General features: G+C 72.4%; 10 protein-coding genes. 4 read left to right on the top strand and 6 right to left on the bottom strand.

Annotation, left to right across the window (positions count from 1 at the left end):
- Positions 1–259 precede the first annotated feature (259 nt).
- Complete coding sequence (locus OG385_RS03475) at positions 260–1,636, top strand: protein phosphatase 2C domain-containing protein (RefSeq protein ID WP_266851713.1); 1,377 nt, start codon at positions 260–262, stop codon at positions 1,634–1,636.
- Between the two features lie 107 nt (positions 1,637–1,743).
- Positions 1,744–3,486 carry a pyruvate dehydrogenase gene (locus OG385_RS03470; RefSeq protein ID WP_266851711.1) on the top strand — a complete coding sequence of 581 codons (1,743 nt, stop codon included), beginning with the start codon at positions 1,744–1,746 and terminating at the stop codon, positions 3,484–3,486.
- A 50-nt stretch (positions 3,487–3,536) separates the two neighbouring features.
- Here OG385_RS03470 and OG385_RS03465 read toward each other — a convergent pair whose 3' ends face one another.
- Positions 3,537–4,736, bottom strand: a complete 1,200-nt coding sequence (locus OG385_RS03465) for a cytochrome P450 (RefSeq protein ID WP_266851710.1) — start codon at positions 4,734–4,736, stop codon at positions 3,537–3,539.
- Positions 4,737–4,918: 182 nt separating this feature from the next.
- The gene (locus OG385_RS03460) at positions 4,919–8,065 is read right to left on the bottom strand and encodes a glycoside hydrolase family 38 C-terminal domain-containing protein (RefSeq protein WP_266851709.1); all 3,147 of its coding nucleotides are present in this window, start codon (positions 8,063–8,065) and stop codon (positions 4,919–4,921) included.
- Between the two features lie 220 nt (positions 8,066–8,285).
- Here OG385_RS03460 and OG385_RS03455 point away from each other — a divergent pair, with 220 nt between their 5' ends.
- Complete coding sequence (locus OG385_RS03455) at positions 8,286–8,684, top strand: ATP-binding protein (protein ID WP_266851707.1); 399 nt, start codon at positions 8,286–8,288, stop codon at positions 8,682–8,684.
- 26 nt (positions 8,685–8,710) lie between these two features.
- Here OG385_RS03455 and OG385_RS03450 read toward each other — a convergent pair whose 3' ends face one another.
- Positions 8,711–9,781 carry a DUF2637 domain-containing protein gene (locus OG385_RS03450; RefSeq protein WP_266851705.1) on the bottom strand — a complete coding sequence of 357 codons (1,071 nt, stop codon included), beginning with the start codon at positions 9,779–9,781 and terminating at the stop codon, positions 8,711–8,713.
- A gap of 166 nt (positions 9,782–9,947) precedes the next feature.
- Complete coding sequence (locus OG385_RS03445) at positions 9,948–10,796, bottom strand: (2Fe-2S)-binding protein (RefSeq protein ID WP_266851704.1); 849 nt, start codon at positions 10,794–10,796, stop codon at positions 9,948–9,950.
- Positions 10,797–10,916: 120 nt separating this feature from the next.
- On the opposite strand from OG385_RS03445, the gene OG385_RS03440 reads away from it, so the two are divergent.
- Positions 10,917–11,747: a GntR family transcriptional regulator gene (locus OG385_RS03440; RefSeq protein WP_266851702.1), complete on the top strand. Its 831-nt coding sequence runs from the start codon at positions 10,917–10,919 to the stop codon at positions 11,745–11,747.
- A gap of 84 nt (positions 11,748–11,831) precedes the next feature.
- Here the strand turns inward: OG385_RS03440 and OG385_RS03435 are convergent, their stop codons facing one another.
- The gene (locus OG385_RS03435; RefSeq protein ID WP_266860600.1) at positions 11,832–12,602 is read right to left on the bottom strand and encodes a hypothetical protein; all 771 of its coding nucleotides are present in this window, start codon (positions 12,600–12,602) and stop codon (positions 11,832–11,834) included.
- A gap of 152 nt (positions 12,603–12,754) precedes the next feature.
- Positions 12,755–14,458 (bottom strand): PucR family transcriptional regulator, encoded by a 1,704-nt coding sequence (locus OG385_RS03430; protein WP_266851700.1) that lies wholly within the window; start codon positions 14,456–14,458, stop codon positions 12,755–12,757.
- Positions 14,459–14,623: the final 165 nt, after the last annotated feature.

Here is a 14,623-nt window from a genome sequence, read left to right as displayed (position 1 = left end):
TCGATCCGCTGGCGGTTTTGAGTCACGGCGGGTTTCCGCCGCGGCACATCATCGCCGCTCAACTCCGGTTTCTGCCAGGGTGATCGAACTGGTGTAACAGAACCCGGCTTCCGGGCAGGTCCGGTTGACCGTATCGGGCGGTTTGCAGCGGCTCACTCCGCAACTCCGTTGGGCCGCACCCCCGTGGGGGGCGGTGCGGCCCAACGGGCAATTCCACGCACCCTGTACCTGGACCACCCCATCCGTGGACAATAGGGGCATGAGTCAGCAGGGGGAGCAGCCCGCCACCGCCGACGACTGGTGGGGCCGGCTGTACGACGAGACCGCAGAGGACCAGACGACCGCCGACAAGGGCGACAGCCTGGACGACCGCTTCGACTCCGCGGCAGGGACGCTGGGCGCCGTACGGGGGGTGGATGCCGGTGCGGCTCCTGGTGCGGTCCGGCAGGAACCACCGGGGACAGAGGCGGAGTTGCCGCCGTCGGTGGACCCGCGGTACGGGACCGATTCCTCCTCCGGCCCCGAGCCCGCTCCGTGGCCGGTGGCCGAACCGAGGGACCGGGCGCCGTGGGAGCCGCCCGTGGAAGGCGTACTGCCCTCCCGGACCTTCCCGTTCCAGCGGGGGAGGAGCCGCGGTGCACCCACAGCCCCCACACCATCCGCGACACCCGCTCCATCACCGTCACCATCCCCAACACCGTCACCATCCCCGACACCCGCGCCGTCCCCCGCTCCCCGTACCGCCCCCCACGCCACCCCTGTCACCCCTGCGCGCCCCGCCGTCGCTCATGTGGGTGACGGGCCGCCCACCTACGACGCCGAGCCCACTGCCCTGCCCGACGCGCACCCCGACGCCCTCGACGAGCTCGTCGCCGACACCGTCATCGACGGCGCCTGCTACGGCTCGTACACCGTGCGCGCCACCTCCGTACGCGGTGACTCCGCGCGGTACCGGGGCGAGCCCCGCAGGGACTCCCTGCTCACCGCCCGCTTCGGCAGCGGCGACAGCGCGCTCGTGCTGGTCGCCGTCGCCAGTGGCGCCCGGGCGTCGGAAGGCGCGCACCTGGCAGCGGCCGACGCCTGCCGCTGGATCGGCGGGGCCGTCGGGCGCAGCAGGCTACGGCTCGCCGAGGACATCAGGGCGGGCCGCAGGGGCGATCTCAAATCGGGGCTGCACCGGCTCACCGGGCGAGGCTTCGGCAAACTGCGTGCCCGCGCCGTCGAACTGGGCCTCGAACCCCACGAGTACACGGCGTCCCTGCGCTGCCTGCTGCTCACCGGAGACCCCGAATGCCGCACCCGGGTCTTCTTCGGCGTCGGGGACGGCGGGCTCTTCCGCCTCCGTGACGGTGCCTGGCAGGACCTGGAGCCCGCCGCGCACCCCGGAACCCCGCAGCTGCCGCCCACCGAGCCGTTCCGCTTCCGTGCGTCGGTGGCCCGGCCGGGAGACACCCTGCTGCTGTGCAGCGCGGGCCTCGCCGAACCGCTGCGCGGCGAGCCGGCGCTCTCCGACGAACTGGCCGCGCGCTGGGCGCCGCCCGAGCCGCCGGGGCTCGCGGAGTTCCTGGCCGACGCCCAGGTACGCGTCAAGGGGTACGCCGACGACCGCACCGCCGCCGCGGTCTGGGAGACCTGAGGTGCACCGGTGGCCCCACCCCAGGGCCCGGGGGCTCCTCGGAGCCGGGCTCATGGAAAGGCGTAATAGCGCAGGCGCGACCGTGGCGCCCATGGGTTGATGGAGGCATGGCCAAACAGAACGTTGCGGAGCAGTTCGTCGACATCCTCGTCCGCGCGGGCGTGGAGCGCCTGTACGGAGTCGTCGGCGACAGCCTGAACCCTGTCGTGGACGCCATCCGGCGTAACGCGGCCATCGACTGGATCCAGGTGAGGCACGAGGAGACCGCCGCGTTCGCGGCAGGCGCCGAGGCCCAGGTCACCGGGAAGCTCGCGGCCTGCGCCGGTTCCTGCGGCCCCGGGAACCTGCATCTGATCAACGGCCTGTTCGACGCCCACCGCTCCATGGCGCCGGTCCTCGCCCTCGCCTCGCACATCCCCTCCAGCGAGATCGGCCTCGGGTACTTCCAGGAGACCCATCCCGACCGGCTGTTCCAGGAGTGCAGCCACTACAGCGAGATGATCTCCAGCCCGCAGCAGATGCCGCGGCTGCTCCAGACCGCCATCCAGCACGCCATCGGCCAGAGCGGTGTCAGTGTGGTGACCCTCCCCGGTGACATCGCGGGCGCCCCGGCCCCGGACCGGACCGGTGAGACCGCACTGGTCACCTCGCGCCCCTCGGTCCGTCCGGGCGAGGCGGAGATCGAGAAGCTGGCCCGTCTGATCGACGAGGCCGACCGGGTGACGCTCTTCTGCGGCAGCGGTACGGCCGGTGCGCACGCCGAGGTGATGGAGTTCGCCGAGCGGATCAAGTCCCCGGTGGGCCACGCGCTGCGCGGCAAGGAGTGGATCCAGTACGACAACCCGTACGACGTCGGCATGAGCGGCCTCCTCGGCTACGGGGCCGCCTATGAGGCCACGCACGAGTGCGATCTGCTGATCCTGCTCGGCACCGACTTCCCGTACAACGCCTTCCTGCCCGACGACGTGAAGATCGCCCAGGTCGACATCCGTCCGGAGCACCTCGGCCGCCGTACCAAGCTGGACCTCGCGGTCTGGGGCGATGTGCGCGAGACCCTGCTGGCGCTGACGCCGCGGGTGAAGGCGAAGACCAGCCGCAAGTTCCTCGACAAGATGCTGAAGAAGCACGCCGGCGCCCTCGAAGGCGTCGTCAAGGCCTACACGCGCAAGGTCGAGAAGCACACCCCGATCCACCCCGAGTACGTGGCGTCGGTCCTGGACGAAGTGGCCGACGACGACGCCGTGTTCACGGTGGACACCGGAATGAACAACGTGTGGGCGGCCCGCTATCTCACCCCCAACGGCCGCCGCCGGGTGATCGGTTCCTTCAGCCACGGCTCGATGGCCAACGCGCTGCCGCAGGCCATCGGCGCCCAGTTCACCGACCGGCAGCGGCAGGTCGTCGCAATGTCCGGAGACGGCGGCTTCTCGATGCTGATGGGTGACTTTCTGACCCTCGTGCAGTACGACCTGCCGGTGAAGGTCGTCGTCTTCAACAACTCGGCGCTCGGCATGGTCGAGCTGGAGATGATGGTGGGCGGCCTGCCCGCGTACGGCACCACCCACCAGCACTCCGACTTCGCGGCCATCGCGCGGGCGGCGGGGGCCTACGGCGTCCGGGTGGAGAAGCCGAAACAGCTGGCCGGGGCGCTCGCGGACGCCTTCAAGCACAAGGGCCCCGCTCTGGTGGACGTGGTCACCGACCCGAACGCGCTGTCCATCCCGCCGCGGATCAGCGCGGACATGGTGAGCGGCTTCGCGCTCTCCGCTTCCAAGATCGTGCTGGACGGCGGCGTGGGCCGGATGGTGCAGATGGCCCGCTCCAACCTGCGGAACGTGCCGAGGCCGTAGCCGGGACCGCCAGCACGCCAGCACGCCAGCACGCCAGCACAACAGACCGCTCAGGTCCCGGCCGCGGCGAACGGCAGGGACGCGTACCGCCGTACGTAGTTGCCGTCGGCGAAGGTGCCCGCCGCCGAGTCGACGTCGAAGTCCGGGAAGCGGGCCAGGAGTTCCTCCAGGGCCGTTCGGGAGACGAGGCGGGCCGCGGCGGCGCCCAGGCAGTGGTGCGGTCCGTGGGTGAAGGCGAGGTGCTGGGGGCCCTCGCGGGTGAGGTCCGGGTCGTCGGCGGTGGGGCCGAAGGCGCGCGGGTCGCGGTTGGCGGCGGCGTAGAGGAGGAGGACCTTGCGGCCGGCGGGGACGGTCCGGCCGTGGAGGGTGGTGTCCTCGGTGACGGTGCGGGCCAGGCACTGCACGGGGGAGGTCAGCCGGAGGAATTCCTCGATGGCGGAGGGGAGCAGGGCGGGGGTGTCCAGGAGGGCGCGGCGTTGGCCGGGGTGGGCGGTGAGGAGTTCGGCGGCGCCGCTGAGCAGGCCGGTGGTGGTGTCGTTGCCGCCGGCGACCATGGTGAAGGCGAACCCGAGGATGCGCAGCAGGGTGGTGGTGTCGTCGGAGGGCATCAGGGCGACCAGGTCGGAGACGGTGTCGTCGGCGGGTTCGGTGCGGCGGCGTTCGATCAGCTCGCTGAAGTAGCCGAAGAGGCTGGTGACGGCTTCGGCGGCGGCGAGCGGGTCGCCCAGCGCGTTGGCCTCGACGATGGCGTGGGTCCAGCCGTCGAAGTGGGCGCGGTCGTGTTCGGGGACGCCGAGATAGCGGCCGACGACGTAACTGGGCAGCGGTTTGAAGAGTTCGGCGACGATGTCGCAGCTGCCGCCGAGATCGGCGATGCGGTCCAGGCGGGCCCTGACGAAGGCCCGGACGTGCGGCTCGATGGCGGCGACCCGGCGCGGGGTGTAGCCGCGGGTGATCAGCCGGCGGAAGGCGGTGTGGTCGGGCGGGTCCAGCATCACCATCGGTGCGGCGTCGGTGATGCCGAGGCGTTCGCGCTCGCCGTAGGTGATGGTCAGGCCGTCGGCGGAGGAGTAGCGGTCGGTGTCGCGGGCGGCGGCGAGCACATCCGCGTAACGGGAGAGGACCCAGTAGTCGCCCTCGGCGACGTGGTGGAGGGGGTGCGCGTCGCGCAGTGTCGCGTACATCTCCCACGGCGAGCGCCAGCTCTCGCCGGCGCACGGGGCGAACGGGGCCTGATGGGATGTGGTCATGCCGGGAGGGTGGGGGCGGCGCCCGCAAGAGTCAATGGCGTCTGCTCCCTGCCCAGCCGCTGCGCAGCGCAAGATGCCCGGGGCCTGTCGTCTGGATCAGGCAGGCTCGCAGGGCGGGTGGTGTCCGGGGCGGGAAGCGGCGCCGCCCGCCCCGGGACCCACCTCGGGGCGGGCGGCGGCGGTCAGGCCGGGCGCAGCCGCAGGGTCAGGATCTGGAAGGGGCGCAGCGCCACCGCGAGCGTGTCCCCGTCCGCCGTCACCTCCCGCAGTGGACGTTCCAGCAGGTCGGTGATCTCGGCCCGCCCCACCGGGAAGCCGAACCTGACCGCGGCGTCCGCGCGGCCGCCCGCCGACTCGTAGAGCCGCACCACCACATCCCCGCTGCGGTCCTCGGCGAGCTTCACCGACTCCACCGTCACGGCCGGATGGTCCGTGGCGACCAGCGGTGCCAGGGCGGGGGCGTCCGCCGTCCGCAGCGGCAGATTGACCGCCAGCCCCTCCCGTACGGCGTCGGTCACCCCGGCGCCCGGATACAGCGAGTAGCTGAACCGGTGGGTCCCCAGGTCCGTCTCCGGGTCCGGGCTGTGCGGGGCGCGCAGCAGCGTCAGCCGTACGGTCGTGCCAAGACCGTCCCGGTGCTCGGCCCGTGTCACATCGTGGCCGTACGTCGAGTCGTTGAGCACCGCGACCCCGTACCCCGGTTCGGCGACCCGCAGCCAGCGGTGCGCGCAGATCTCGAAACGGGCCGCGTCCCAGCTGGTGTTGGTGTGCGTGGCGCGGTGCACATGGCCGAACTGGATCTCGGCCGTGGACCGTTCGGCGTGCACATCGAGCGGGAAGGCCGCCTTGAGGACCTTTTCGGACTCCTGCCAGTCGGCCTCCGTGAGGATGTCCAGCCGGGTGCTCTCGGCGTCGAGGCGCAGCTCCTGAGCGATGCGCGAGGCCCCGAAGGTCCGCACCACCCGCACCGCGGCCCGCAGCGGCCCCGTAGCGACGACCTCCACCGATTCGGCGGCGGTGAGATCGGTGCGGCTGCGCCGGTAGTGCCGGTCGATGTCCCAGGCGTCCCACTGGTTGGGGTGGTCGGGGTGCAGCTGGAGCAGGTTGCCGCGGCTGCCGGGCGCCAGGACCTCGCGGTCAGCCGCCAGATCGCGTACCGAGGACAGCAGCCCGTCCGCGTCCACCGTGACCCGCAGCAGCCCGTTGTCGAGCACGATCGCCGGCCCGTCCTCCGCCACCGTCACGGGCGCGCCGGGCGCCGTACCGCTGAGCGGCGCGGAACCGAGCGGCGGTACCTCGGCGAAGGCGAGGGCGCCGTCCTGCGAACCCCCGGTGCTGAACGCCGTACCCCCGGTGCTGTCCGCCGTGCCGCCGGTTCCGGCTGCCGTACGGACAACCTCGCGGCGCCCGTACGGTGAGGCGTTGAGCACGGACCTGGGGGAGTGGCTCTCACTCAACGGCCGGACGTCCGGGCCCAGTTCGAGTGCGGCGACCGCCCCGGCGATGATCGCCTCCAGCTCCTCCCGTACCCCGGCGTAGGTCTCACGCGCCTCCCGGTGCACCCAGGCGATCGACGAACCCGGCAGGATGTCGTGGAACTGGTGCAGCAGCACGGTCTTCCAGATCCGGTCCAGCTCGTCATGGGGATAGCTGTACGTATCCGACCGGAGCGCGGCCGCTGTCGCCCACAACTCCGCCTCCCGCAGCAGGTGTTCGCTGCGCCTGTTGCCCTGCTTGGTCTTCGCCTGCGTGGTGTACGTGGCGCGGTGCAGCTCCAGATAGAGCTCGCCCGACCAGACGGGCGCCTGCCGCCCGTACTCCTCCTCGGCCGCCGCGAAGAAGGCCGACGGCTTCTCGATCTCCACGCGCGGTGAGCCCTCCAGGTCCCGGAGCCTGCGCGCCTTCTCCAGCATCTCGCGCGTGGGACCGCCTCCGCCGTCACCCCAGCCGAACGGCACCAGGGAGCGCGTCGCACGCCCCTTGTCGGCGAAGTTCCGCTCGGCGTGGGCCAGTTCGGCACCGTGCAGCTGGGAGTTGTACGTGTCGACGGGCGGGAAGTGGGTGAAGACCCGGGTCCCGTCGATGCCCTCCCACCAGAACGAGTGGTGCGGCATCCGGTTGGCCTGGTTCCAGGACAACTTCTGGGTGAGGAACCACCTGATCCCCGCGAGCTTCGCCAGCTGCGGGAAGGCAGCCGTGTAGCCGAAGGAGTCCGGCAGCCAGATCTCCTCGGTCTCGACGCCCAGCTCCTCGGCGAAGAAGCGCCTGCCGTGCACGATCTGGCGGGCCAGCGCCTCGCCGCCCGGCATATTGGCGTCCGACTCGACCCACATGGAGCCGACCGCAGCCCAGTTCCCGTCCGCCACCGCCTTCTTGATGCGTTCCCAGATGTGTGGCTGGTGCTCCTTGACCCAGGCGTACTGCTGGGCCTGCGAGCAGGCGAAGACCAGCTCCGGGTAGTCGGCCGCCAGCGCCGTCACATTCGCGAAGGTCCGCGACGCCTTCCGCACGGTCTCGCGCAGCGGCCACAGCCAGGCCGAATCGATATGGGCGTGGCCGGTGGCCGAGATCCGGTGGGCGCCCGCCTCGGCGGGCCTGGCCAGCGCGGGCGCGAGCGCCGCCCGCCCGGCCGCCGCCGTACCCGGTACGTCGTGCAGGTCCAGCGCGTCCAGCATGTCCTCCAGGGCGCGCAGGATCTCGTGGTGCCGGCTGCGGTCGGCCGGCAGCTCCCGCATCAGCTCGGAGAGCACCTCGATGTCGATGACCAGCTGCCAGACGTCCTCGTTCAGCACGGCGAGATCCGCGGAGGCGAAGCGGTACACGGGATCGTCGCCCGCGGTCAGTACGTCGCCCAGCGGTGTCGGCTCGAAGCCGTGCCGCAGTACGGCGGGATTGGCGGCGGCCTCCAGCAGCAGACGTACCGGCTCGCCGCCCGCGGCCGGCGCCGCGACGGGCACCTGGCGGTTACGCGGATGGATGCCCTTGACCGGCACGCCTTCGGCGTCGTAGATCATCCCCTCGGCCTGGAACCCCGGTCCTTCGCCGGTGAATCCCGGGTCGATCACGGCCTCGACCCGGCGCCCGGCCCAGGCGTCGGGGACGGCGCCCTCCAGCCGGAACCAGCTGGTCGACCAGGGCCTGCCCCACTCCGTCCCGGCCACGAAGGGCTCGTACATGCCGCGCAAGGCCTCCGCCACGGGCACCGGCTCGCCCGGCGCGTGCCAGACGGACAGGGTGAGCCCCACCCGGTCCGTGTACTGAGCGGGGCGGATGAACTGGTTCAGGGCCCGCTCCAGGCGGCCCTCAACCAGCGATCGGTCGTCGTGCATCGCGGCTCCTACGGGATCGGCTCGGCGTGACGTTCCCCGCTTGCCTTCCCCGGCGGAGCGCACGGCACCCGCCCGTCATGCGTGAGCACCCGCCTGCCGGGCATGCATTCCGGGAGGCTGTTCGAGCACGACAGAGCACCACGACTTGCAGGCGGGGGATATGACGGGGCGTCACAGTGGCACGAGTACCGCACCCGACCGGTGCGGCCAGGGATCCGGCATGCCAGGGGGGCGCCGGACCGGGCGGCTGCGCCGCAGACTGGGCCGGGGGGATCTGCCCGCGGTGAAGGACGTACGGCACGGGCTCAGGGAGCTGCTGCGCCGGTGCGGAAGCCAGAGCAGCGCCGATGTGGCCGAGCTGCTCACCAGCGAGCTGGTGACGAACGCACTGATCCACACGGACCGGGGGGCGGTCGTCACCGCCGGGGTCGGCCCGGCCGGACTCCGGGTGGAGGTAAGGGACTTCACGAACGGGCAGCCGGAGCCCCGCGGCGCCACCGACGAGAGCACGCACGGCCGGGGGCTGCTCCTGGTGCAGGCGCTCGCGGACGCCTGGGGCGTACGGACGCACGAGGTGGGGAAGTCGGTCTGGTTCGAACTCGAAGGCGGTCAGGCATGACTCACACCTGACCGCCTCCGGGCCACTCAGCCGAATTGCTGTTCGAGATCCTTCAGTTTCTGCTCCAGGGAGTCGAGGCGGGGGAGCGTCTGGGTGTCGTCCTCGGCGGTGAGGTCGACCGTCACGGCATCGGTTCCCGCCGCGGCCCGGTCGGAGTCAGGACTCGTCACGGCCTGGAGGGAGGGCCTGGCGCGTAAGGGCAGTTGTCCCGGCTCGGGTATGGCAGGCTCCGATACCGCCTTTGGCGCGCCCGCAGCCGGAGCCGTGCCCGCCACCTCCACCTGACGGCTGCCGCGGCCACGGCCCAGCGACCGGTGCTGCCTGTTGATCGCCTTGAGGTGGGCCCGCTCCAGCTTGTCGTGCTCCCGCTTCCGGAGCCGGTTCTGCTCCTTCTGGCGCCGGTCGTCACGGACCTCGTCGACCGCCTCGTCCAGCGTCCGCACACCCTCCAGGAGCATCAGCGACCAGGCGCCGAAGGTTTCCCGGGGCGCGCGCAGCCACCGTACGATCCGGATCTGCGGCAGCGGGCGGGGTACGAGCCCCTGCTCGCGCAGCGCCGCCACCCGGGTCTGCTTCAGCGCGCGGTCGAACAGCACCGCGGCCGAGAGCGACATCCCCGCGAAGAACTGCGGGGCGCCCGCGTGGGCCAGGCCGCGCGGCGCGTGTACCCAGTTGAACCAGGCCGCCGCTCCGGCGAACGTCCACACCAGCAGCCGCGAGCCGAGCGCCGCGTCACCGTGGCTGGCCTCCCGCACCGCCAGCACGGAACAGAACATGGCGGCGCCGTCGAGGCCGAACGGGACCAGGTACTCCCAGCCGCCCGTGAGGTTGAGGTTCTGCCGGCCGAAGCCGACCAGTCCGTGGAAGGACAGCGCGGCGGCGACCGCCGCGCAGCAGAACAGCAGCAGATACGAGGCGGTCCCGTAGACCGCCTCCTTGTGCCGTCTGCGTTCCTCGCTGCGCTCCCAGGTGTCGTCGGCCGCTCCCTTGTCGGCGGAGCGCCTGCCGCGCACGAGCACCGCCACAGCGACCAGGACCCCCGCGATCATCACGCCACCGGGAAGCAGCCAGTCCAGAGATATGTCGGTCAGTCGCATGCGGTGTCCCTTGCATCGCGTCAGTGCATTGCGGCCGCAATATTGGCTCAGATCCCGGGGCGCTCAGAGCGTTTCGGGACAAGAGCACGCCAACGGAGTGCAGGGAGCACCGGATAGGGGCGATCTGATCGAACTACCTTGCGTGCGAACCGTGTTGGGTTCGAATTCAGTCAGCCGAAGGAGGGGTGTCAGCGCTGAGCCTGGCCACTCGGTCGGCGTCGCAGGTGCGGGGGCAGGTAACGCAGGTGTCCCCGGGACGCACGGTGTAGAAGAGACAGCAGCTCGCGCGGTCGCGGGTCGGCAGCGGCCGGCCCTGCGGCCCGGTCAGCTCCCGGAAGCCCGCCCCGCCGGCGTACGGGGCGGTCGCGCCCGGCAGCAGCAGCTCCAGCTCCGCCACCCCGCGCGACTCCTCGCCGAGCAGATGGGCGACGTACCAGAGGCCCTCGACGATCTCGTCGGTCGCCATCCCCCACAGGGCCCGCCGGCCGCGGCGCATCCGTGGACCGAAGCCGTCGAGCACCGGTTCCAGATGCTCGGCGACCGCCGCCCGCACCTCGGCGCGCAGCGCGTCCTCGTCCGCGACCACATACGCGCCGGGCTCCCCGGCGGCCGGGTCGTCCGGCAGACAGGCGAAGGCGCCGGTCCGTACGGCCATCCGGCCCAGCGTGCGCTGGAAGGAGACGGCGCCGACCGGGAGCCTCGGCACCCTGCGGTGCAGGAACCACGGGACCGTGATCAGCAGACAGGCGGGCCAGGCGTACCGGTGGAAACCGAAGCCGGCGATGACGTCCGGCCGGGCCCGCTGCCCGTAGTCGCGCTCCACCTGCGCGCTGTCCCAGTCGAGGAAGGCGTCGAGCGCGCTGCCGCCCTCCGCGAGGCCGGTGGCGGTCACCCAGCCGCCGCCCGACGGGGTGAGTCCGTCCGCGGGCTCGGTGACGGACAGGCCGGGGAACACCTCGGTCAGTCGCTCGTAGGCGGCGGTCACGGGGGAGCGCAGCAAGGTGGAGACGGTCATGCAGGGACCACCGAATCGCGATCGTTTGCAGGTAAGCCTTACCTTATCCGATCCGATCGATGTTTGAACTGGGGCCCCGTCCGCCTATCGTGCTGAACAGGACGCCGGAGGAGGACCCAGGTGGAACAGGGCAGAGCACGCGATGCGGTACAGCCGTACGCGCCCCCGCGCCCGTCCGGCCCGGCCCGGATCCCCGACCCCGCTCGCAGCCCGGAGCGGCGGGAAACGGCGGAACCGGCCCCCGGCGAGCACAGCCGCTGCGAGCAGCCCGCGTCCGCCGTACGGCCGGTGCCCGACGGGCCGTACGCGCCTGCGTCCGGGGCGAAGCAGGTGCGGCGCCACTCGGTGCGCGGCCAGATCCTGCACGCGCTGCGCACCGCCCTGGTGGACGGCGAGCTGGTCCCCGGCGAGGTCTACTCCGGACCGGCGCTCGGCGAGCGCTTCGGTGTCTCCGCCACCCCGGTACGGGAGGCCATGCAGCAACTCGCGGTCGAGGGCGCCGTCGAGGTCGTGCCGAACCGGGGCTTCCGGGTCGCCGAGCGCAGCGCCCGGGAACTCGCCGAGCTGGCAGAGGTGCGGGCCCTGATCGAGGTCCCGGTGATGCTGCGGCTGGCGCGCGCCGTCCCGGCGGACCGCTGGACCGAGCTGCGGCCGCTCGCCGAGGCCACGGTCTCCGCCGCAGCGGTCGGCGACCGCGCCCGCTACGCCGAGTCCGACCGTGCCTTCCACGGGGCCGTGCTCGGGCTCTCCGGGAACCAGCAGCTGGTCGCCGTCGCCGACGACCTGCACCGCAAGGCCCAGTGGCCGCTGGTGAGCGCGCCCGTCACCCGGCGCGCCGACCTCCTCGCCGACGCGTCGGAGCACACGGCCCTGCTGGACGCCCTGATCGCCCGCGACCTCACGGTCGTCCAGTCACTCGTACGGGAACACTTCACCGGGGCGCCCGGCTGAACCGGAGTACCGGCAGGGGCCGTACCGACCGGCCCTGTGCCACCGGTGAAGCACCCAGCACCGCACCCCGCGCCGCGGCTGAGCTCACACCGCCGCGGCCGGTGGTGTGAGCTGCGCGGCCAGCCAGGTCGGTACGCCGTCGAGCAGCCGGAACAGCCGGGCCGCCTCGGCCCGCAGTCTGGTCGCCTCCGGTTCGGGCTCCGCGTCGGCGAGCGCGGCGAGTGCCGGGGCCGTACCGACGAGGTAGCCCAGCTCCTCCCGTATCCGCAGGGACTCGGTGAACCCGTGCCTGGCTTCGGCGAGTTCGCCCTCCCGCAGGGCCAGCGAGGCCAGATGGCGCCAGGTGAAGGAGAGCAGCAGTGTCTGACCGTGCGCCGTGGCGCCCGCGTGGGCCCGGCGGTAGGCGGCGCGCGCCGACTGGGCGGAGTCGGCCAGGTTCTGGGCGATCAGCCCGCGGCGGAAGTCCAGGAGCGGCCGGCCCGCCGAGCCCGGCGCGATCAGGGCGGCGGCCCTGCCCATCGCGGCCCGCGCCTCGTCGGCCCGGTCCCGTACGCCCAACAGTGTTGACGCGTAACCGAGCTGGCCGCGTTCACAGGCCGCGGCACCCCGTGCCTCGTCGCTGCGGGCGAGCGCTTCGGCCGTCCGCAGGGCGTCCTCCGCGTCCGTCCAGCCCTGTTCCGTGTAGAGACACCGCTCGATCAGCAGCGCGGCCCGGTGCAGGGCCGCCTCGGCGTCGTGCTTCGCGTGCGGTTCCAGCAGGGCGGCCGCGTCCGCCCAGCAGCCGCGCGAGCGCAGCCGCCATACCGCGGTCTGGAGTGGAGGATCGTCATCAGCTGTCGTTCCGTAACCAGACATGGCGGTATAGGCCACATTGCCCTCCCCGAGCGCACCATTGAGCTGTTGAGTCTGGGCGCATCTCAGCACGGATTGGCACGCCGGGCCAAGGGGTTGGGTGAATCAATTCACAATGTGCGGCTCCGCGTGGGCCCCCCGCAGGGCCCCGCGCGTCAGCTCATCCGCAGGGCCAGGAAGAAATCGAGCTTGTCCTCCAGGCGCGAGAGGTCACGTCCCGTCAACTGCTCGATCCGGCCGACGCGGTAGCGCAGCGTGTTGACATGCAGATGCAGCCGGGTCGCGCACCGGGTCCATGAACCGTCGCAGTCCAGGAAGGCTTCCAGGGTCGGGATCAGCTCCGCCCGGTGCCGCCTGTCGTAGTCCCGCAGCGGGTCGAGCAGCCGGGCGGTGAACGCCCGCCGTACGTCATCGGGGACGAACGGCAGCAGCAGCACGTGCGAGGCCAGTTCGTGGTGGCCCGCGGCGCAGACCCGGCCCGGCCGGGCCGCGGCCACCCGCCGGGCGTGCCTGGCCTCCTCCAGGGCGCCGCGCAGCCCCTCGGCCGAGTGCACGGATGCGGAGACCCCGAGCGTCAGCCGCCCGTCGTCGGCGAGCCCGGCCGTGAGCGGTTCGCGTACGGAGGTGAGCAGCTCGTCCGCGTGCAGCCCGGTGTCCGGCGTCCGGTCCGCCTCGTCTTCCCCGGCGTCCGGCGCGAGCGGCGGCAGGGGCACGAGCGCGATGGCCTCGTCACCCGTGTGGGCCACCGCGATCCGGTCGGACGAACCCGGGCCCGAGCCGCCCGGCAGCGCCTGCTCGACCAGGATCTCCTCAAGCAGGGACTGGGCCACCGGGCCCGCGTCGATGACCGGTCCGTCCTGCTGGTCCCAGTCGACCCGGGCGACGACCACCTGCCAGCGCGGAGCCGCCCCGATCCCGGGCATCAGCACCGGCGCGGCCACCCGCAGCCTGGCGGCGATCTCGGCGGGCGGCGCACCCGTCTGGACCAGTTCGAGAACTTCCTGGGCGAGCCTGCGCCGTACGGTACGGGCCGCGTCGCGCCGGTCGCGCTCGACGGCGATCAGCTGGGTCACACCCTGGAGCAGATCCAGCCGGGCGGCCGGCCAGTCACTCGCGTCCGCCTCGACGGCGAGCAGCCAGTCGGAGAGCACCGTCTCGCGCACATCGCGGAGGCCGGAGGCCGCGCCGCGCCCGCCGCCCCGCACCGGGAACAGCGAGTACGAGGTGGAGTGCACCGTCACCCGGTGCGGTCCCCGGCGCCCGGTCCGGGTCGCGGCGAGGTGCCCGGCCGCCAGCACGGCGCCGGTCCCTTCCGGCAGCGGGTCGCCCGCCCCGGCGATCTGCCGGCCGGTGGGGGAGAGCACCCACGCGTGCAGATCCAGGTCGGTGGTCAGCAGGTCGAGCACCACGTCGGGGCCGCCGCCCGCCGGCCCCGACGTCATCAGCCTGCGGTGCCGGTCCACGACGGCGGCCAGGTCCCCGGCCCGCTCGCCCGATACCTGCCGCACCACGTACTCGGTGACGACGGCGAAGGCGACCGACTCCTCCACCGCGAAGATCGGCAGCCGGTGGCGCACACAGGCCTCCACCAGGTCGTCGGGGATGTCCCCCAGCTCCGCCTCACCCGCCGCGAGCCCCACCACCCCGGCGCTCGCCAGGATCCGTACGAACGGCTCGGAGTCCTCGGCGGAGCGCCGCCAGGCGAGCCCCGTCAGGACCAGTTCACCCCCGGTGAGGTACCGGCTCGGATCACGCAGATCCGTCGTCATCACGCCCCGGACCGTGCGGTCCAGCTCGTCCTCACCACCGAGCAGGCGCAGGCCCAGCGCGTCCGTGTCCAGCAGTGCGCGCAGCCGCATCTCGTCGCCGCCGATCCGTATCGTCCGCCGTCCCGGTACAGCCGGTCGGCGGAACTAGTCGTTTCCAGAGGAAAGCCAAGAGGTAACTGAACCCCGTCTTTCGTTCGAACATACAAGACGACCAAGGACACCAGCCAACTCCTTCATGGTTTCGGTGACTGCACC

The organism is Streptomyces sp. NBC_01306, assembly GCF_026340465.1.
In the GTDB taxonomy this organism is placed as follows: domain Bacteria; phylum Actinomycetota; class Actinomycetes; order Streptomycetales; family Streptomycetaceae; genus Streptomyces.
This window is presented reverse-complemented; position numbering and strand designations above follow the sequence as displayed.